The 18,560-nt window shown below is 61.8% G+C and carries 14 protein-coding genes; 12 read left to right on the top strand and 2 right to left on the bottom strand.

Annotation, left to right across the window (positions count from 1 at the left end):
* Nucleotides 1-231: 231 nt before the first annotated feature.
* The 7 genes from AC1RO5_RS06185 to AC1RO5_RS06155 all read left to right on the top strand — a co-directional run bounded on the left by AC1RO5_RS06185 (nucleotide 232) and on the right by AC1RO5_RS06155 (nucleotide 9,524).
* Complete coding sequence (locus AC1RO5_RS06185; RefSeq protein ID WP_493173612.1) at nucleotides 232-1,866, top strand: glycosyltransferase; 1,635 nt, start codon at nucleotides 232-234, stop codon at nucleotides 1,864-1,866.
* Nucleotides 1,860-3,164: a glycosyltransferase gene (locus AC1RO5_RS06180; RefSeq protein WP_493173610.1), complete on the top strand. Its 1,305-nt coding sequence runs from the start codon at nucleotides 1,860-1,862 to the stop codon at nucleotides 3,162-3,164. Before AC1RO5_RS06185 ends, AC1RO5_RS06180 begins: the two co-directional genes overlap by 7 nt.
* Nucleotides 3,161-4,054, top strand: a complete 894-nt coding sequence (locus AC1RO5_RS06175) for a class I SAM-dependent methyltransferase (RefSeq protein WP_493173608.1) — start codon at nucleotides 3,161-3,163, stop codon at nucleotides 4,052-4,054. Before AC1RO5_RS06180 ends, AC1RO5_RS06175 begins: the two co-directional genes overlap by 4 nt.
* Nucleotides 4,051-5,205, top strand: a complete 1,155-nt coding sequence (locus AC1RO5_RS06170) for an acyltransferase family protein (protein ID WP_493173606.1) — start codon at nucleotides 4,051-4,053, stop codon at nucleotides 5,203-5,205. The genes AC1RO5_RS06175 and AC1RO5_RS06170 overlap by 4 nt, the downstream gene beginning before the upstream one ends.
* The gene (locus tag AC1RO5_RS06165) at nucleotides 5,199-6,044 is read left to right on the top strand and encodes a class I SAM-dependent methyltransferase (protein WP_493173604.1); all 846 of its coding nucleotides are present in this window, start codon (nucleotides 5,199-5,201) and stop codon (nucleotides 6,042-6,044) included. Before AC1RO5_RS06170 ends, AC1RO5_RS06165 begins: the two co-directional genes overlap by 7 nt.
* Before the next feature lie 164 nt (nucleotides 6,045-6,208).
* Complete coding sequence (locus AC1RO5_RS06160) at nucleotides 6,209-7,405, top strand: DUF3142 domain-containing protein (RefSeq protein WP_493173846.1); 1,197 nt, start codon at nucleotides 6,209-6,211, stop codon at nucleotides 7,403-7,405.
* Complete coding sequence (locus AC1RO5_RS06155; protein WP_493173602.1) at nucleotides 7,392-9,524, top strand: hypothetical protein; 2,133 nt, start codon at nucleotides 7,392-7,394, stop codon at nucleotides 9,522-9,524. The genes AC1RO5_RS06160 and AC1RO5_RS06155 overlap by 14 nt, the downstream gene beginning before the upstream one ends.
* Nucleotides 9,525-9,527: 3 nt before the next feature.
* Here the strand turns inward: AC1RO5_RS06155 and AC1RO5_RS06150 are convergent, their stop codons facing one another.
* Nucleotides 9,528-10,157 (bottom strand): LysE family translocator, encoded by a 630-nt coding sequence (locus AC1RO5_RS06150; protein WP_493173600.1) that lies wholly within the window; start codon nucleotides 10,155-10,157, stop codon nucleotides 9,528-9,530.
* Nucleotides 10,158-10,302: 145 nt separating this feature from the next.
* Here AC1RO5_RS06150 and AC1RO5_RS06145 point away from each other — a divergent pair, with 145 nt between their 5' ends.
* Nucleotides 10,303-10,776, top strand: coding sequence for an Lrp/AsnC family transcriptional regulator (locus AC1RO5_RS06145; protein ID WP_007934374.1), 474 nt, complete (start codon nucleotides 10,303-10,305; stop codon nucleotides 10,774-10,776).
* A gap of 88 nt (nucleotides 10,777-10,864) precedes the next feature.
* Here AC1RO5_RS06145 and lpdA read toward each other — a convergent pair whose 3' ends face one another.
* Entirely contained in the window at nucleotides 10,865-12,265 is a 1,401-nt protein-coding gene (gene lpdA / locus AC1RO5_RS06140) for a dihydrolipoyl dehydrogenase (RefSeq protein ID WP_493173597.1), read from the bottom strand.
* 211 nt (nucleotides 12,266-12,476) lie between these two features.
* Between lpdA and hflK (AC1RO5_RS06135) the strand changes: the two genes are divergently transcribed.
* The 4 genes from hflK (AC1RO5_RS06135) to AC1RO5_RS06120 are packed head-to-tail and all read left to right on the top strand — an operon-like array spanning nucleotide 12,477 to nucleotide 18,455.
* The gene (gene hflK / locus AC1RO5_RS06135) at nucleotides 12,477-14,441 is read left to right on the top strand and encodes a protease modulator HflK (RefSeq protein ID WP_493173844.1); all 1,965 of its coding nucleotides are present in this window, start codon (nucleotides 12,477-12,479) and stop codon (nucleotides 14,439-14,441) included.
* Complete coding sequence (gene hflC, locus AC1RO5_RS06130; RefSeq protein ID WP_493173595.1) at nucleotides 14,438-15,493, top strand: protease modulator HflC; 1,056 nt, start codon at nucleotides 14,438-14,440, stop codon at nucleotides 15,491-15,493. The genes hflK (AC1RO5_RS06135) and hflC overlap by 4 nt, the downstream gene beginning before the upstream one ends.
* A complete protein-coding gene (gene hflK, locus AC1RO5_RS06125) occupies nucleotides 15,490-16,548 on the top strand; it encodes a protease modulator HflK (RefSeq protein ID WP_493173593.1) in 1,059 nt (352 codons plus the stop codon). The genes hflC and hflK (AC1RO5_RS06125) overlap by 4 nt, the downstream gene beginning before the upstream one ends.
* Nucleotides 16,545-18,455 (top strand): cation-translocating P-type ATPase, encoded by a 1,911-nt coding sequence (locus AC1RO5_RS06120; protein WP_493173591.1) that lies wholly within the window; start codon nucleotides 16,545-16,547, stop codon nucleotides 18,453-18,455. The genes hflK (AC1RO5_RS06125) and AC1RO5_RS06120 overlap by 4 nt, the downstream gene beginning before the upstream one ends.
* Nucleotides 18,456-18,560 lie beyond the last annotated feature (105 nt).

Below are 18,560 nucleotides of genomic sequence, written 5' to 3'. Positions count from 1 at the left end.
TTATTCTCGCCGGACGGTTCACGAACCCTTGATGGATGTGTTTAGAATGCCCCTCGTCACGATTATCCAGCGTTCGCCCGGGTTGTTCCGAGAACCCGCGAAGCTGACCATTAAAACAAGAACATAGACGGGCAGAAGACGATGGACGACGACCGGCAAACGCCGACTCGATCCGTGGCTTTGCCGTCATAGAGTGGGGCTGCCGGGATGGCGGTTTCATCGTGGGATGCCATGAATTTCATTCTTTACTCGGACGTCAACGACAGCTCCATCAGCCAGAGCCTCGGTCGTCCCGAATACAGCTACTACTTCGTGCTCAAGGCTTATCGACCAGTGCTCGAAAGCTTGGGGCGGGTGCATGTGGTGTCGTCGGCCGCCGAAGTCGATCCGCTGTATCGACAGTTGCAACAGGCGGGTCAGGAAAGCCTGTTCCTCTCGTTCTCGCCGCCGCATAAAACCCCAACCGATTTGCAATGCCCGATGGTGTGCGTCGTTGCCTGGGAATTTGACTCGATCCCGGCCGAGCACTGGGACAACGATCCGCGGCATGACTGGAGCCAGACCCTGGCACGTCATGGTCAGGTGATTACCTTGTCCAGCCACACCGCCCAGGCCATCCGTCGCACCCTGGGTGAAGACTTCCCGGTGCTGGTGCTGCCCACGCCGTTGTGGGAACGCTTCGCTGATGTGCGTCAGCAGTATCCGAGTACGCCGGTAAACCCGGGCACCACGTTGCAGATCAAGGGCTGCATCATCGACAGCCGTTCCCTGGGGTTGTCGGCCGATGGTTTGATCGCGCCGTTGCTCAACGAGCAGGAGCTGGAAACCCGTAACCTGAGCGTCGAAGCGCCTGAGCCAGAACCCGTAGCGCCACCTCCGCTGACCTTGCGGCGGCGTGGGTTCATTACCAAACATTACCTGCGCGAAGGCTACAGAGCCCTGGCGACCAACACTGAGCACCGACCGCTGTTTTTGCTCAAGCACAACCTGCTGATGTGGTATCGCGAAGCTGTTCGTGATCTGGTGCCCGATGCCGCCCGCCCGCAGTTGGCCCGGTTTCGCTCGCCACCGCCATTGCCGGAACCATTGCCGCTGGCGACAACCGAGAGCGAAGCGCTGGCGTCGGCCGAGCACCCGCAAGCCTGTCTGCCCGATACCCGCGAACGGGTTGAAATCGAGGTCAGCGGCGTGGTGTACGTGAGCGTGTTCAACCCCGACGACGGCCGCAAAAACTGGCACCATCTGATCACTGCGTTCTGCTGGGCCCTGCGTGATGCCGAAGACGCCACGCTGGTGGTGAAGATGACTCAGAACGACCTGTCGATCTATTACGTCGAAATGATCACCTTGCTGTCGCAGCTTTCGCCCTTCGCCTGCCGAGTCGTGGTCATGCACGGCTATCTGCAGGACGAGGAGTTCGCCAGGCTTTACGGCGCGGCGAGTTTCTACGTCAACGCGTCCCGCTGCGAAGGCTTGTGCCTGCCATTGATGGAATTCATGGCCTGCGCCCGACCGGTGATTGCGCCGAACCACACGGCGATGCGCGACTATATCGATGAGCGGGTGGCATTCGTCGTCAAGTCCAGCCATGAGCCGACGATCTGGCCACAAGACGCACGCATCCTCTATCGCACCCTGCGCCATCGACCAGACTGGGGCTCGTTGAAAGCCGCCTATGAGGACAGCTACGCCATGGCCAAAAACCGCCCGCAGGCTTATCAGGCGATGGCCACGGCCGCGAATGAGCGCATGCGCGATTACTGCAGCTTTGCGCCGGTGCAGCAGCACCTGGCGCAATTTCTCGGGAAGGCGCCGAGCAGCGGAACCACGCCGCAGGCAGCCGAGGCGGGGACTGCATCATGCTGATCATCATTCATTCGGAAACCAACAAGAGCAATATCCAGCAGAACCTGGGACGGCCCGAGTACAGCTACTACTTCGTCCTCAAGGAGTTCCGCCCGGTGCTGGAGCGACTGGGTCAAGTCATTGAAGTCAGCAACCCTGACGAGTTGGTCGATCGCTTGTATTTCGACTGCTTGAGTCGTGGCGAGGACTGCATCTTCCTGTCGTTCTCGCCGCCGCACCGCACGCCGGTTCATTACGCGTGCCCGACCATCCCGGTGTTCGCCTGGGAGTTCAGTACCATCCCCACCGAAAGCTGGCAGGGCGAACCCCGTCACGACTGGCGCGTGGTGTTGGGCGCGTCCGGCATGGCGATTACCCACTCGAGCTTCACGGTAAAAGCGGTGCGCGACGTGATGGGCGCCGATTATCCGATCTGTGCCATTCCTGCGCCGGTGTGGGACCGCTTTGCCGCACGCGGCGAGCACCTGACCAAGCGCCCGGTGGTGGAACCGGTGTGGCTGAACCTGCGTGGCCTGTTGATCGATAGCCGCACTACGGATTTGCGTCCCTATGGACCGCCGGCGTTGTGCGAAGGGACACCGATCTCGTTCGCCGGGCCGCCGCGCGATTGCCAGTTGCTGCTTGAAGGCGTGGTTTACACCTCGGTGTTCAACCCCTACGACGGGCGCAAGAACTGGCAGGACATGATCAGCGCGTTCTGCACCACATTCCGCGACACCCCCGATGCAACCCTGGTGTTGAAACTCACGCACCATGACATCGCGAACGCGCTGAACGACATGCTGCACCATCTCTACAAGAACCAGTCCTACCTGTGCCGGATCGTGCTGATCCACGGCTATCTGGCCGATGTCGATTACGAAGGGCTGGTTCAGGCCACCAGTTACGTGGTTAACAGTTCATTTGGCGAGGGACAGTGCCTGCCGCTGATGGAGTTCATGTCCTGCGGTAAACCGGCGATCGCGCCGCTGAACACGGCAATGGCCGACTATGTCGACAGCGACAATTCATTCATCGTCCATTCCACTGACGAGCTGACGGCCTGGCCCCACGATCCCCGGGCGGCCTATCGCACACTGCGTTACGTGACGGATTGGGATTCGTTATGTACGGCTTATCGCGCCAGTTATGACGTGGCAAAAACCGATGTCGAACGCTACGCCAGGATGTCGGCTCATGCGGTCCGTAACCTGGAGCGGTTCTGCAGCCAGGCCAGCACCGAACAGCGTCTGCTGACGTTTTTCGAACAACGGTTACAACGTGCCAGGACGTTGCCCGTGGAAGCCTCGGGCGCATGATCCGGCGCTTGCTCGCACGACTGTGGCCGGCATCGCTACCGGCGCCAGCACCGCTGCCTGCACCGGTCGGCAGCGTATCGCCGCGGGATGTCGGCTTGCACGACGCCATACTCGACGGCTGGTTTTGCGGCGACAGCGGTGAATTGCTCAAGGGCTTTGCGATCACGGCGCACGACACCTTGCTGGATGTCGGTTGCGGTGAGGGCGTTGCGACGCTGTTTGCGGTGCGTCAGGGCGCCTCGGTGATTTTTACCGACAGTGAACACGACAAGGTTCGTGACCTGGCCAGGCAAGTGGACGCGCAGACGGACAAGCCAAACCTGGGGCTGGTCAGCAATAGCTTGCCGTTGCCGCTGGCCGATGGTTGCGCGAGCAAAGTCGTGTGCATGGAAGTGCTCGAACACATCGACCAGCCCGAGCCGTTCATGGCCGAGCTGGTGCGCATGGGCCGTCCAGGGGCGCAGTATCTGCTCAGCGTGCCGGCGCCGGTGGGCGAGCATTTGCAGCAGGGCATCGCCCCGGCCAGTTATTTCCAGTCGCCCAATCATGTACAGATCTTTACCCCGGAACGCTTCGCCGCCCTGGTGGAGGACGCCGGTCTGGTGATCGAACATCGGCAGGCCAGCGGGTTTTTCTGGGTGATAGGCATGATCTTCTTCTGGGCCAGCGAGCGCGCGGCCGGGCGCGACCTGGGCGGCGCAGTGCGTGACCGGATTCAAACGCCGTATCCGCCGCTGATGGAGAGCTGGGCGAAAACCTGGCAAGACCTGTTGGCGCGACCTGACGGCCTGGCGATCAAGCAGCTGCTCGATCAGCTCATGCCCAAGAGCCAGGTGATCATTGCGCGCAAACCGCTGACGACCGGCTCAACGGCCGGGACCGCGCCATGAGTAGTCGACGGATTCTCGACATCGAGTTGTTGCGCGGAGTCGCCGTGCTCGGCGTGCTGGTGCATCACCTGCAAAGCGTGCCGTTTCCGGGAGGGCTGCCGGGCTTCGAGTCGGGCATGGACTACGGGCAATTCTGGTGGGGCGTGGACCTGTTTTTCGTGATCTCGGGGTTTGTGATCGCCCGTGGCCTGATTCCGCAGTTGCGCGGATGCCAGACACCGCAGGCGTTCTGGCAGGAAACCCGCGACTTCTGGATACGCCGGGCCTTTCGTCTGTTGCCGTCCGCCTGGTTGTGGCTGCTACTGATGTTGTCGGGTGCGTTGTTGTTTAACCATTCGGGTGCCTTTGGCACGGTGCAGGCCAATTTGCAGGCGACGCTGGCGGGCTTTCTGCAGTTTGCCAATTTCCGCTTCGCCGAAAGCTTCATGCGCTTCGAATACGGCGCCAGTTTCGTGTACTGGAGCCTGTCCCTTGAAGAGCAGTTCTACCTGTTGCTGCCGCTACTGATTCTCGTCTGTCGCAAACGGTTGGTGTGGGTGTTGCTGGCCTTGGTCGCCGTGCAGCTGTTTACCTGGCGCTCGGCCTTGTTGATGAGCATCAGGACCGACGCCCTCGCACTGGGCGTGTTGCTGGCGATGTGGAGTTCAAGGCCGAGTTATCTGGTTTGGGAGCCGCGGTTGTTGAGCCGTCGTTGGGCAGGCCCGTTGATGCTGATCGGTTTGGCGGCGGTGTTGAGCGTGATGGCGAGTCCACCGTTCAATCTGGCGAGTTACCGGACGGGAGCACTTGCCTTGCTGTGCGCGGTGCTGGTGTGGATCGCTTCCTACAATCGCGATTACCTGCTGCCCAAGGGCAAGCTTAAACAACTACTGGTGTGGTTGGGCGCCCGGTCCTATGGCATCTACCTGATTCACATCCCGGCGTTTTTTGCCGTGCGCGAAGGCTGGTTTCGTTTCGCGCCCGGCGGTTCGCAGGACGTGGCAATGCAGCCGGCATTGGCGTTGTTGTGTGCCATAACCCTGATCGTGCTGCTGAGCGAACTCAACTATCGATTCATCGAGCTGCCCATGCGCAACCAGGGTGCCCGTCTGGTGCAACGCTTGCGTGCGTCCCGATCAGCTCTTCCATCCTCTGGAGTCACCTCATGCTGAGCCTTTTGAAGAAACTCACGGCGGGCACGCCTGCTCCAGCTGCCGCGCAGCCGCAGCCGCCAGCACCCTCTGCCTCGGACAAGGTCGACCCGTACATGCTCGGCCTGCACGATGCGATGCTCAGTGGCTGGTTCAACCAGCAAACCGGCGAGCTGTTCAGCGGTTTCCCGGTCAGCCCCGAGGACACGCTGCTGGATGTGGGCTGCGGCGACGGGGGCAACGTGCATTTCTGCGGTATGCGCGGGGCGAAGATCATCATCGCCGACATTGACGCGGCCAAGGTCGAAGCGACTCGTCAGCGCCTGAGCGACACGCCGGCGCGGGGCGTCGAGTGCCACGTCACCGACTGCAACCCATTGCCGATTGCCGACGCGACCGCGACCCGGGTGGTGTCCACCGAAGTGATCGAACACGTCGACGATCCGGCGCAGTTCCTCGCCGAACTGGTGCGGGTCGGCAAGCCTGGAGCGCTGTATTTGCTCAGCGTTCCACACCCGAGTTCTGAAGACCTGCAAAAAGACATCGCCGCGCCGGAGTATTTCCAGAAGCCCAATCACATTCGCATCATCAGCGAGGAGCAATTCAAGGCGATGGTGAGCGACGCCGGCCTGGAAATCATCAGCCACAGCCAGTACGGGTTCTATTGGTCGATGTGGATGCTGTTGTTCTGGGAAGCCAAGGTCGATTTCAGCAACGCCGACCATCCGCTGCTCAATCATTGGGCCGACACCTGGCAAGCCGTTCTGTCCTCGCCACGGGGCGTGCAGATCAAACAGGCGCTGGACGCGGTCGTGGCGAAAAGTCAGGTGATCATTGCCCGTAAGCCGATAGCTGAGTAGGCTGCCGGGAATTCGTAACCGATCAATTGTGGCGAGGGAGCTTGCTCCCGCTGGGCTGCGAAGCAGCCCCTTCATATCATCAGACACACCACATTGGGTGCATTTTGCGACTGCTGCGCAGTCGAGCGGGAGCAAGCTCCCTCGCCACAGAGGATGAGGGGTTCATTGTGTTTTTCATTCGCCTGTCGGCCTTACTTGGTGCATTGCTGTTGCTCAACGGTTGCGAGCAACCGGACGCGCCGCCGCTCGATCAGCAACTCTATATCTGGCAACGGCAATGGACGCCGGCCCATGAAGCCGCGCTGCGCGACAGCCGCACCGATTTCTCGACCTTGCGCGTGCTGGCCTTGCAGGCATTTCCACAGTCTGGCTGGAGCCGGGCACGGATTGATCCGGCGCTGCTCAAGGGTGATGGCCGACCGCTGATTGCGGTGGTTCGTCTGGACGGCCAGCTCAGCGGGCTGGATCGGGACGAGGTCACTGCGCAGATCCAGCAGGTACTCAGCGATTGGCAAGGGCAGGGGCTGACCCTCTCCGGCGTGGAAATCGACCACGATGCGGGCAACGCCCGGCTACCGGCCTACCGCGATTTCCTCACTCACTTGCGTGGCGTTCTGCCGGCGTCCTTGCCACTGAGCATCACCGCGTTGCCGGCCTGGCTCGACAGTTCTGAATTGCCGGCGTTGCTGGCAACGGTCGACAGCAGCGTGTTGCAGGTGCACGCGGTGAGCTATCCGCGGCGTGGACTGTTCGACCCGGATCAGGCACGGCAGTGGGCCAGGGCCTGGAGCCGCAACACATCGAAACCGTTTTATCTGGCGCTTCCGGCGTATGGCGTGGCGCTGTTGCCGGGGGCCGGGGGCGCGCCGGTCGTGGAAAGCGAAGTGCCCATCGAGCGAGGCGGCGAACGTCGGGAGTTGCTGGCGGACCCGCAGCAACTGAGCAAGCTCGGCGCCGAGTTGCGCGCCGATCCACCGGCCCATCTGGCCGGGCTGATCTGGTTTCGCCTGCCCCTGGCCAATGATCGCAGGGCCTGGAGCCTGACGACGCTGGGTGCTGTGGCGCGCGGCGATACGCTCGACAGTCGTGTGGGGCTGAAACTCTCGGCGCAGGACGGCCTCTACGACATCAGCCTCAGCAACCAAGGCAACCTCGACAGCGCCTGGCCCGAACGCTTGACGCTGGCGGTGCAGGGCTGTGAGGGCGCCGATGCGCTGGCCGGTTATGCGTTGCAACAGCGCCCGGATCTGCTTACCTTCACCCGCTTGCGTGACGGTCGAATCCCGGCCGGCGGGCAGCGCGCCATCGGTTGGGCACGCTGCGCACACATTGATCAAGGAGGTTCGAATGTTCACCCGTAACTGGCCCCGCCATGTGCTTTGCCTGAGCCTCAGCCTGCCGTTGGGTTCGGCGCTGGCCTGCGGGCCGGACTTTCCCATGCGCCTGCTGGACAACCGTGGCCAGTCGCTGGCGGAACTGCCGGAAGGCAACTTCAACCTTGAGATCAACCGTCTGGGGCATGCCATCGCGGGACTGAAAAATGTCACCGCCGCCACCAACATTCCGGGGGACGGTTACGGCGATGCGCCCGATTACACTCGTCAGCGCGACACCGCCGAACAGGCCGGTCTGACGCCTGAGCAGCAAGCGCTGGTGAAACAACTGCGCAGCCTGACCGATGCCCGTCAGGTTGAAGAGCAAGGCGCGAACCTGCCGCCCGAGCACAGGCTCTATCTGGCTGGCGCCGTGGCGTTCAACGCCGGTGACCATGGTCTGGCCGCCGACTACTTCCAGAAAGTGCTGGCGCTGCCGGCGGAACAACGCCCGTTGCGTAGCACCTGGGCGGCGTACTCGTTGGGCCGGGCGCTGTTTGCCATGAGTTCAGAAGCAGGCGCGCCCCCTGACCTGTTGGCTCAGTCCCGCAAGGTCTTCGAGCAGACCCGTCAACTGAGCATCGACGGCTTCAGCGACCCGTTGGAACTGGGTGTCGCCAGCCTCGGTGAAGAAGCGCGAGCGGCCCGCACCGCGGGCGACTGGGACAACGCGATCCAACTCTACGCCACGCAGAACCTTCACGGTTCGGCGGTGGGCTACACCTCGCTGAAGCTGTTGATGGCCGATCTGGCGGCGATGCCCGACGAGCAACTGGCCGGGTTGCTCAAGGGCAAAACGGTGCAGCAACTGGTGACGGCGTCGTTGATCAGTCGACTGGGCTGGTCATTCGGTGATCAACCGCCGAACGAACAGAAACTGATCAAACTGCTGCAAAGCAGCACCCGTGGCAGTCTGGATAACGCAGATCGCCTGGCGGCGATGAATTATCAACAGGGCGATTACGCCAGCGCCAAAGCCTTCCTCGAACAGGCCGGTGACGGCGGCCTCGCGTGGTGGTTGCGGGCGAAGCTGGCGGTGCGTGATGGTGATAAGAACGCCGCCGTGGCGGCCTATGCAAAGGCCGCCCAGGCCTTCCCGCAGAACGAATCCTGGGGCGCGCGGCGGACGCCCGACTGGGATAACGAAACGCTCCAGCCCAAGTGCCGGGTCGAGGGTGAAAGCGCGATCCTGGCCCTGCAACGCGGGGATTACCTGCAGGCCTTCGATCAGCTCTATCGCAGCCAGGGCATCTACTGGTTCGACGCGGCCACCGTGGCTGAGCGGGTGCTGACCCTCGATGAACTCAAGCAGTACGTCGACACCCAGGTGCCGGCACCGCCACCGCTCAGCCAGCAGGATCGCGACAATTATGTGCCGTTGTCGGTGGCCGCGAACCTGCGCAATCTGCTCGGGCGGCGTTTGTTGCGTGAAGAGCGCTACGATGAGGCTCCGGCTTACTTCGACAACGTCGATTTGCAGAACAAGGCCAAGGCGTATGGGCAATTGCGTCAGGAGGCGGACGCTGCCTGGTGGCCGACCAAGCGTGCTGCTGCTCTATTTAACGCGGGTTGGCTGACGCGCGAGTGGGGGATGGAAATTCTCGGCTACGAAATGGCGCCGGATTACGCCACGTTCGGCGGTAATTACAGCCTTGAGAGCAGCGAGCTCAAGGTGGGACCATTAGTGGCTGAAGATGAAGTAAAACGTCAGCAGGCCAGCGCTGCACAGCCCGATCAGCGTTACCACTATCGTTATGTCGCCACGGCGTTGGCCAGCCGCGCTGCCGATAATTTGCCGCATACCAGCCAGGCTTTTGCGGCGGTGTTGTGTGCGGCGGCAGGGTGGAACACCAGCCTTGAAGAAGAAAGCGCCTTCTATCAACGCTATGTGAAGGAAGGGCCGTACGTGGATTGGGCGGTGAACTTCGGTCACCGATGTCCTTATCCGGATTTCCAGAATGCAGATAAGCGTTACGTTACTCAGGTGCTGAGCCCGGTCCGCTCGGCATTGCGACCATATAAAAAGTGGCTGCAGATGGGCAGCGTGGTGGTGTTTACCGCGATTGCGCTGGTGTTGATCAACCGACGCCGGCGCAATGCACGATAGTCATCAGGCTTGTTGAACAAAGGTCAGCCGCACTGCAAAACCAATCAACAGGCTGCCAAACAACCACTGCTGTACCCGCTGGGCCGACGGACTGCGTTGCAGCCAACGGCCCAGCGCAGCGCCGACCAGCGCGTAGGCGCTGTCGAACAGCAACCCGACGCCGACCAGCATCATGCCTAGCGTCGCAAATTGCGCGAGCACCGGCCCGGCTTGAGGGTTGATGAACTGCGGCAGCAGCACCGAGCAAAACAGCAGCGCCTTGGGGTTGAGCAGGTTGGTCAGCAAACCGCGCTGGATCGCCTCCGGCCACCGTGGTTTATCGGTCGTTGCGTCTGCACCGTTCAAGCTCGGCAGCATTGTGGTGCGCAGGCATTGAATGCCGATCCACAACAGGTACGCGGCGCCAGCCAGGCGCACCACGTCGAAGGTCCAGGGCGCAGTCTTGAACAGCGTCGCCAAACCCAACGCCGCCAATGCCACATGACAACCGCGCGCCACGCCCAGCCCCAACGCCGTGGCCAGCGCCGCGCCTTTGCCCTGACGCGCACCGGTCTGCAACAGCAGAATCATGTCCGGGCCGGGCAACAGGTAGACCACTGCCAGCGCCACGAAAAACAGCCAGAGTTCTGTCATGTTGCACCCCATTCGTTGTCGATTTGGTGCGGTCAGTCTACGGCCGAGGGGCAGAGCAGGTGGTTGCGTAGTCAGCTTCTATAACTTCGATATTTGGCATAACCTGCCAGCTTGTGATGATCTAACCATCAGGATCTGCCAAACCATGAAACTGGACGCCTACGACCGCAAAATCCTCGCGGCGCTGCAACGGGATGGACGCCTGAGCAACGTGCAACTGGCCGATGAGATCGGCTTGTCGGCCTCGCCCTGTTTGCGTCGGGTCCGGATGCTGGAAGAGGCGGGCGTGATTCGCGGTTATCAGGCCAACCTCGATCGAGATGAAGTGGGACTTGGGCTGACGGTGTTTGTCGGGGTCAAGGTCGAACGGCATAACGATGAACAAGCCGAAGCGTTTCGCCTGGCCGTGACGGCATTGCCTGAGGTGATTTCTGCGTTTCTGGTGTCAGGGGAGTCGGACTTTCTACTGCAAGTGGTGGTGCCGGATTTGCGCGCCTATGACCGTTTCCTTACAGGGCGATTGCTGAAATTGCCTGGCGTGAGCGATATCCGCAGCAACTTTGCAATTCACACGGTGAAGACGCCGGGGGCGCTGCCGTTAGGGCATTTGCCTGGCTGAAAAAGCGAAAAGATCGCAGCGCCCACAGGCGCGTAGGAGCTGCCGAAGGCTGCGATCTTTTGATCTTGGTCTTTGATCTTTGGTCTTTCTAAATCTGCGTCGCCATCCCCTCCACATTCATCGCCGCCTGGCGCAAGGCCTCGGAGCGGGTCGGGTGTGGGTGGCAGGTCAGGGCGATGTCTTCGGCCGAGGCGCTGAACTCCATGGCCACGCAATATTCGCCGATCATTTCGCTGACACTCGGGCCCACAAGATGCACGCCGAGAACTTCGTCGGTGCGTTCATCGGCCAGTACCTTGGCGAAGCCTTCGGTTTCGTGGTTGATCTTCGCCCGGCTGTTGGCGGTGAAGGGGAATTTGCCGACCTTGTAGGCGCGACCTTCGGCTTTCAGCTGTTCTTCGGTCTTGCCGACGCTGGCCAGCTCCGGTTTGGTGTAGATCACGTTGGGGATCAGCTCGTAATTGACCTCGCCAGCCTTGCCGACGATCTGCTCGATGCAGGCCATGGCTTCGTCTTCGGCCTTGTGGGCGAGCATCGGCCCTGAGGTGACGTCACCGATCACCCAGACCCCCGCAGCCTCAGTGCGGTGGCCCTTGTTGGCGAGCATGCCGCGTTTGTCGGTGGCGAGGCCGACGTTCTCCAGCCCCAGGCCTTGGGTGTAAGGACGACGACCAATAGCCACCAACACGTAGTCGGCTTCCAGCAACTCGGCGGTGCCACCTGCTGCCGGTTCGACGCTGAGCTGAACACCGCTCGCTGATGGGGTGGCGCTGGTGACTTTCGAGCTCAACTTGAAGCTGATGCCTTGCTTGCTCAATGAGCGCTGAAGGGTTTTACCGGCTTCAGCATCCACACCCGGGCAGATTCGGTCGAGAAATTCGACGACTGTCACCTGAGCGCCCAGGCGCCGCCATACCGAGCCCAGCTCCAGGCCGATCACCCCGGCACCGATCACCACCAGGTGCTTCGGTACTTCAGTCAGCGACAGCGCGCCCGTGGAGTCGAGGATGCGTCGGTTGTCGATGTCCACGCCCGGCAGGGGAGTGGGCTCGGAACCGGTGGCGATGATGATGTCTTTGGCGTTCAGCCGGGTCTTGCCACCCTGATTGTCGGTCACCGTGACGCTGCCCGGCCCGTCGATGTGGCCCCACCCCTTGATCCAGTCGACCTTGTTTTTGCGAAACAGAAACTCGACGCCCTTGGTCAGCCCTGTGACGCTTTCATCCTTCTGTTTCATCATCTGAGCCAGGTTGAGCACTGGTTTGACCTCGATCCCGAGGTTGGCGAATTCCGCCCCCATGGCCGCGTCGTAGAGCTCGGAGGCATGCAGTAATGCCTTGGACGGCATGCAACCGACGTTCAGGCAGGTCCCGCCGAGGGTGGCGCGGCCTTCCACGCACGCCGCTTTCAAGCCCAACTGCCCGGCGCGGATCGCTGCGTTGTAACCGCCGGGGCCGGCGCCCAGAATCACGACGTCATAGGTGCTCATGGTGCAACTCCTGGATTGAGAGGGACGGGATCGATAAAAAGTAGTCTTCAGTAAAAAATTACGTACGTAATATGTGCGTTTCTCACCATTTCGGTCAAGGCTTCAGCTTGACGACAGGTTCAGCGCTTTTAGATAGAACGATTCAGGACGAAAATTTCACCATTTTCGTTATATCGTAACGAATTGTGATGTGAGCAATGGCTGGGGTGGTATGCAAGTCGATCTCGATGGCGATGAAGCACAGATAGCAGGGCTGCCGCGCTTCCAGCAGGCGGTCGTTCAAGGACGTCGATTGCGCCAATGGGCAATCGGTTTGGGTGCCTTGGCGGCAGTAGGGCTGGTGCTGGCGTTTTTTGTCGGGTTGTTTGCACCGCAGTCGCTCTGGCCCGCGTTGCTGGTCAATCAGGGCGCCGGTTTGCTGGTGCTGGTCGCCGGCCTGCAGTCGGCCTGGTGGATAACGCAGTGGCGCGCACGAGCGATGAATCCACCAGTGTTGGTGCCGGTGGCGATCACTGAAGAAGTCGTTGCTGCCGAAGGCTGGTACGAGCGGTTGCTGGACGGCATCGGTCAGCGGTGGCTGCGCTTGCTGGGGCAGATCGGTGCACCGACGCTTTGGCTTGGCGGCTGGGCGTTGTTGACGTTGTACGGCATCGAGCAAGTCTGGAACCTCGCTTTGTCACCCGCCGCGCTGGGATTATCGGCCAGCGTTGGCGCGGCGTTGTCGTTGCTGCTGGCGTTCGGTTTGCTGGTGCTGGAGCGGCAACTGGCGCAGGAAAACGTCGCCCAATGGCCCGAAGCCGGGTCGTTGGCGCAGCTGACGCGGGTCGCGATTATTGGCCTGGTGCTCAGCGCCTTGTGTCTGTTGTTCGGCAGCGAAACATCGGTCTGGCCGGTGCGTCTGGCGGTGCTGATCGGCTTGCTGCCGGGGCTGGTCGCCGTCGAGTTGTTGCTGCGCGCCGTGTTGTCGCTGTTCAGTCCCCGTCGTGAACAGCTTGAACCGGCCTTGCTGGCGCGAAGCTTCGTCGCCGACATGTTGCGCTGGCCGCCACAGCCCCTGCTCGCATTGCAGCACGAGTTGCACAACCGCTTTGGCATCGACCTGCGACAAATCTGGGCCTTCACCTACATGCGCCGGGCGTTTTTGCCGGTGCTGGCGGTAGTGGCAATCGTCGGTTGGTCGCTCACCGGCATTCATGAAATACCGCTGCAGGGGCGGGGCATCTACGAACGTTTCGGCAAGCCGGTGGAAGTGTTCGGCCCCGGTTTGCACGCCGGTTTGCCGTGGCCGCTGGGTCGCGTGCTGAGCGTCGAGAACGGCGTGGTCCACGAGTTGGCCACCAGCGTGGGCGAAGCATCTGCCCCCGTCGCGGCCGAACCTGCCGAAGGCCCGGCACCGGCCATTGCCAATCGTTTGTGGGACGCCAGCCATGTGAATGACAAATCCCAGGTTATTGCCAGCAGCCGTGCCGACAAGCAGAGCTTCCAGATCGTCAACATGGACGTGCGCTTCGTCTATCGCATCGGCCTGAGCGATCAGGCGGCACTGGCCGCGACGTACAATAGCGCCGACGTGCCGACGCTGATTCGCAGCACCGCCAGCCGGATTTTGGTCCACGATTTTGCCTCGCGTACCCTCGACGGTTTGCTCGGTGAAGACAGGGTAGGGCTCGCCGAAGAAATCGGCCGCGCTGTGCAAGCGGATCTGCAAAAGCTCGACAGCGGCGTGGAAATTCTCGCCACGGTGGTCGAGGCCATTCATCCGCCAGCAGGGGCGGCCAATGCCTATCACAGCGTGCAAGCAGCGCAGATTGGCGCCCAGGCATTGATCTCCCGTGAGCGCGGTGCAGCGGCAGAGGCGACCAACCAGGCGCAATTGCAGGCCAGTGTCGCTCGCGATCAAGCCACAGCCAATGCGCATGAAATCAACTCGAGCGCTCAGGCCGCCGACCTGAAATTTGCCGCCGAGCGAAAGGCTTATGCCAGCGCCGGCCAGGCTTTTGTGCTGGAGCAATACCTCAGCCAACTGACCCAGGGTTTGGCTAATGCCAAGCTGCTGGTGCTCGATCATCGCCTGGGCGGCAGCAGCAATGCGCCGACCATCGACCTACGTACATTCACGCTGCCGGCTGACCCTGCGCCGCCGCGTAATACCGCTCAGCCAGGAGCCGCCCATTGAGCCAGTCGACGCCTATTCACGATCATCACGACCATGATGACCACGCCGGCCACGATCACGGCCATGGCGGGCATCACCACGGCCATCATCACCATCACCACCACGGTGATCCACACGAAGCTGGCCCGTTCCCGTGGCGGCGAATGGGCTGGGCGGCTCTGCTGGTGGCGTTCGCCATTGCGGCGGCGAGCCTGGTGCAAGTGCGCTCGGGGGAGGCCACGGTGATTACGCGCTTCGGTAATCCATCGCGGGTGTTGCTGGAGCCGGGGCTTGGCTGGCGTTGGCCGGCGCCGTTCGAGGCGGCGATCCCGGTGGATCTGCGTCTGCGTACCACCTCCAGCGGTTTGCAGGATGTGGGTACGCGCGATGGTTTACGCATCATCGTGCAAGCCTACGTGGCCTGGCAGGTACAGGGCGACCCGGACAACGTGCAACGCTTTATGCGCGCTGTGCAGAATCAACCCGATGAAGCCGCGCGGCAGATTCGTACCTTTGTCGGCTCGGCGCTGGAAACCACTGCCAGCAGTTTCGACCTGGCCAACCTGGTGAACACCGACGCCAACCAGGTGCACATCGCCGATTTCGAAGCGCAGCTGCGTCAGCAGATCGATCAGCAGTTGCTCACCACCTATGGCGTGCGAGTGCTGCAAGTCGGCATCGAGCGTTTGACCCTGCCGTCGGTGACACTTACCGCGACGGTCGATCGTATGCGCGCCGAGCGTGAAACAATCGCCACTGAACGCACGGCCATCGGCAAACGCGAAGCCGCGCAAATACGCTCTGCGGCCGAGCGTGATGCGCGCATCGTGCAAGCCGATGCGACGGTGAAAGCCGCAGACATCGAAGCCCAATCCCGCGTCGAAGCCGCGCAGATTTACGGCCGGGCCTACGCCGGTTCACCGCAGCTCTACAATTTGCTGCGTTCGCTCGACACCTTGGGCACTATCGTCGCACCGGGCACCAAACTGATTTTGCGTACCGATGCGGCGCCGTTCCGGGTGTTGGTTGATGGCCCACCGACGCTCGATAACAAGTCCGGGTCGCAGCCATGAGTTTGGTTCCACGTGGAACAAATGAGTTGAGTAGCCCTTGGATTCAGGCTGGGCGCTTGGCTTTTCTCGCGCTTTACGCTGTGACCGTGCTGGCTGCTTTGGCGTGGGCATTTTTCAATGTGCGGCAGATCGACCCGCAGAATCGTGCGGTGGTGCTGCACTTCGGCGCACTGGATCGCATTCAAAATACCGGTTTGCTGTTGGCGTGGCCGCGACCGTTTGAGCAGGTAATTTTGTTGCCGGCAGCGGACCGGGTGATCGAGCGTCGGGTGGAAAATTTGCTGCGCACCGATGCCGCGTTGCAGGCCGACCGGGTGGCGAGCTTCGCCACACCCATCAGCGATGCGCTCGCTGGCTCCGGTTATCTGCTGACCGGTGATGCGGGTGTGGTGCAGCTGGATGTGCGGGTGTTCTACAAAGTCACTGAACCTTATGCCTTCGTTCTTCAGGGTGAGCATGTGTTGCCGGCTCTGGATCGACTGGTGACGCGCAGTGCCGTGGCACTCACCGCGGCGCGAGACCTGGACACGATTCTGGTGGCTCGACCGGAACTGATTGGTGCCGACAATCAGGCTGCCGAACGTCGCGAACGTCTACGCGGCGATTTGGTGCGGGGCATCAATCAACGCTTGGCCGAACTGACGACAACCGGGCAGGGCTTGGGTATCGAAGTGGCGCGGGTCGATGTGCAATCGAGTTTGCCCGGCCCGGCGGTGAGCGCATTCAACGCCGTGTTAACCGCCAGCCAGCAAGCTGACAAGGCCGTGGCCAATGCGCGCACGGAAGCCGAGAAGCTGACTCAGTCCGCCAACGAGCAAGCCGACCGCACGCTGCAAGTGGCTCACGCCCAAGCCAGCGAGCGCTTGGCCAAAGCCTCCGCCGACACCGCCACAGTGTTGAGTTTGGCCAAGGCGCAACAGCAGGGCACCGACCCGCAAATGCTGCTGCGTATTTACCGTGAGCGGATGCCGAAGATTCTCGGGCAGGCCGGCTCGGTGACGACGGTCGATCCGAAAGACGATTCCCGCCTGATCATTCAGGGAGCTGCACAATGACTGCCCAAACCGCCGCCGCGCCGAGCATGTTGTCCTCGGCTGAACAACGTAGCGCCGCGCGCCAGTTGACCCTGGCCATGCTTGCGCTCGGGTTGCTTGCGCTCGGCCTGATCTGGCGCTGGTTGTCACCGGAGCAGACCGGGGTCAGCCAATTGCTGCTGGGTTTTGCCTCGTTGCTGGTGGCCGTGCCGGTCATGCGCTCTGCGTGGTACAGCCTGCGTTATCCGAGCCTGCACGGGATCACCGATCAGTTGATCGCCCTGGCCATGCTCGGCGCCTGGGCTACTGGCGATCTGCTCACTGCGGCACTGCTGCCGATCATCATGATCTTCGGCCATGTGCTGGAAGAGCGCAGCGTGATCGGCTCCCAGGAAGCGATTCATGCCCTCGGCAAACTGACGCGCAGCCATGCGCGCAAGATTCAGGCTGACGGCGCCATCGTCGAAGTCGATAACAGCACACTCAAGTCTGGCGACCTCGTTGAAGTGCGCGCCGGTGATCGCGTGCCGGCCGATGGCCGGGTGTTGTCCGGTCAGGCAAGCCTCGACACGGCATCGATCACCGGTGAGTCGGTGCCCATAGAGGCCGTTGTGGGCATGCCGGTGTTCGGCGGGGCGATCAACCTCGATGGCCTGTTGCGCATTGAAGTGACCCGCACCGGTCACGAGTCGACACTGGGTAAAGTCATCGCGCTGATGCAAAACGCCGAACGTTCCAAGCCACCGATCACGCGTTTGCTCGAACGCTACGCCGGTAGCTACATGGTGCTGGTGTTGCTGCTGGCGGCCGTAACCTGGTTCGTCACCAACGATGCCCAGGCGATGCTTGCGGTGTTGGTGGCGGCCTGCCCTTGTGCGCTGGTGTTGTCGGCACCGGCTACAGCGATTGCCGGGGTGGCGGTGGCGGCCCGGCATGGAATTCTGATTCGCAGCTCGGCGTTCCTCGAGGAATTGGCGGACCTGACGTCGTTGGTGGTCGACAAGACCGGGACCCTGACCTTCGGCACCTTGCGCCTGCAATCGATCGACAGTCCGCTGGAAGATCGCAGTCACGTACTGAAACTCGCCGCCAGCCTTGGCTCTGCCAGCAGCCACCCGGTCAGCCGCGCGTTGGCCGGGTTGGTTACCCAGGAACATTTCCTGCTGCTCTCTGACATTCGCGAGCGTCAGGGGCTGGGTGTTGTGGCGATGACCGAGCAGGGCGAAGCGGCCCTCGGTCGTCCGGAGCTGTTCGCGCAATTGGGCATTTTCACCTCAGCTGTTCCCGAACACGATGGCCCGATTGCCGGGCTGGCACTCGACGGTGAATTTCTCGCTTGGCTGTTGCTCGCCGACAGCGTCAAACCCGAGGCGCGATTTGCCCTGAGCGAGTTGCGTGAACTCGGCCTGGGTCGTCAGTTGTTGCTGACCGGGGATCGACAAAGCGTGGCTCATACGCTGGCCCGGGATGTGGGCATCAGCGATGTCGAAGCCCAGGCTTTGCCCGAGGACAAACTCAATCGCGTGTTGAAAGAAATCGACAGCGGTTTCCGGCCGATGGTGGTGGGAGACGGCATCAACGATTCCCTGGCACTCAAGGCCGGTGTGGTCGGCGTGGCCATGGGCGCGGGCGGCGCGGACATCGCGCTGGCCTCGGCCGATATCGTACTGATCGGCAGCGACCTGCGTCGTCTCGGAACCTGTGTGCGCCTGAGTCGCCAATGCCGGCAGACTTTACAGGTGAACGTAATCATCGGTCTGGGCTGGACCCTGGCGATTGTCGCCTTCGCCGCATTCGGCTGGCTGGGCGCGGCAGGGGCGATGATTGCCGCACTGTTGCACAATTTGAGTACGTTATTGGTGCTCGGTAATGCCGGGCGTTTGCTGCGTTTTCAGGAGCCTTTGCTCAAGCTCAAAGATGAGGTTTGAGCGAGGCGAAAAGTTTTTTCATCACCTCTGTAACGCCGTCAGGGCAGCGCTCTCTAGTGCTGTGTCGGGACTGAACAACCTTCCAGCCGACACCCCTGACGATTA

This window comes from Pseudomonas sp. GW822-FHT02G04, assembly GCF_058802085.1.
The sequence above is the reverse complement of the archived record's forward strand: the minus strand, read 5'-3'. Positions and strand labels throughout refer to the sequence as shown.

Coding starts and splice junctions, on each gene's coding strand:
- AC1RO5_RS06185 (WP_493173612.1), top strand. CDS start 232: ATGAATTTCATTCTTTACTCGGACGTCAACGACAGCTCCATCAGCCAG.
- AC1RO5_RS06180 (WP_493173610.1), top strand. CDS start 1,860: ATGCTGATCATCATTCATTCGGAAACCAACAAGAGCAATATCCAGCAG.
- AC1RO5_RS06175 (WP_493173608.1), top strand. CDS start 3,161: ATGATCCGGCGCTTGCTCGCACGACTGTGGCCGGCATCGCTACCGGCG.
- AC1RO5_RS06170 (WP_493173606.1), top strand. CDS start 4,051: ATGAGTAGTCGACGGATTCTCGACATCGAGTTGTTGCGCGGAGTCGCC.
- AC1RO5_RS06165 (WP_493173604.1), top strand. CDS start 5,199: ATGCTGAGCCTTTTGAAGAAACTCACGGCGGGCACGCCTGCTCCAGCT.
- AC1RO5_RS06155 (WP_493173602.1), top strand. CDS start 7,392: ATGTTCACCCGTAACTGGCCCCGCCATGTGCTTTGCCTGAGCCTCAGC.
- AC1RO5_RS06150 (WP_493173600.1), bottom strand. CDS start 10,157: ATGACAGAACTCTGGCTGTTTTTCGTGGCGCTGGCAGTGGTCTACCTG.
- AC1RO5_RS06145 (WP_007934374.1), top strand. CDS start 10,303: ATGAAACTGGACGCCTACGACCGCAAAATCCTCGCGGCGCTGCAACGG.
- lpdA (WP_493173597.1), bottom strand. CDS start 12,265: ATGAGCACCTATGACGTCGTGATTCTGGGCGCCGGCCCCGGCGGTTAC.
- hflK (WP_493173844.1), top strand. CDS start 12,477: ATGCAAGTCGATCTCGATGGCGATGAAGCACAGATAGCAGGGCTGCCG.
- hflK (WP_493173593.1), top strand. CDS start 15,490: ATGAGTTTGGTTCCACGTGGAACAAATGAGTTGAGTAGCCCTTGGATT.
- AC1RO5_RS06120 (WP_493173591.1), top strand. CDS start 16,545: ATGACTGCCCAAACCGCCGCCGCGCCGAGCATGTTGTCCTCGGCTGAA.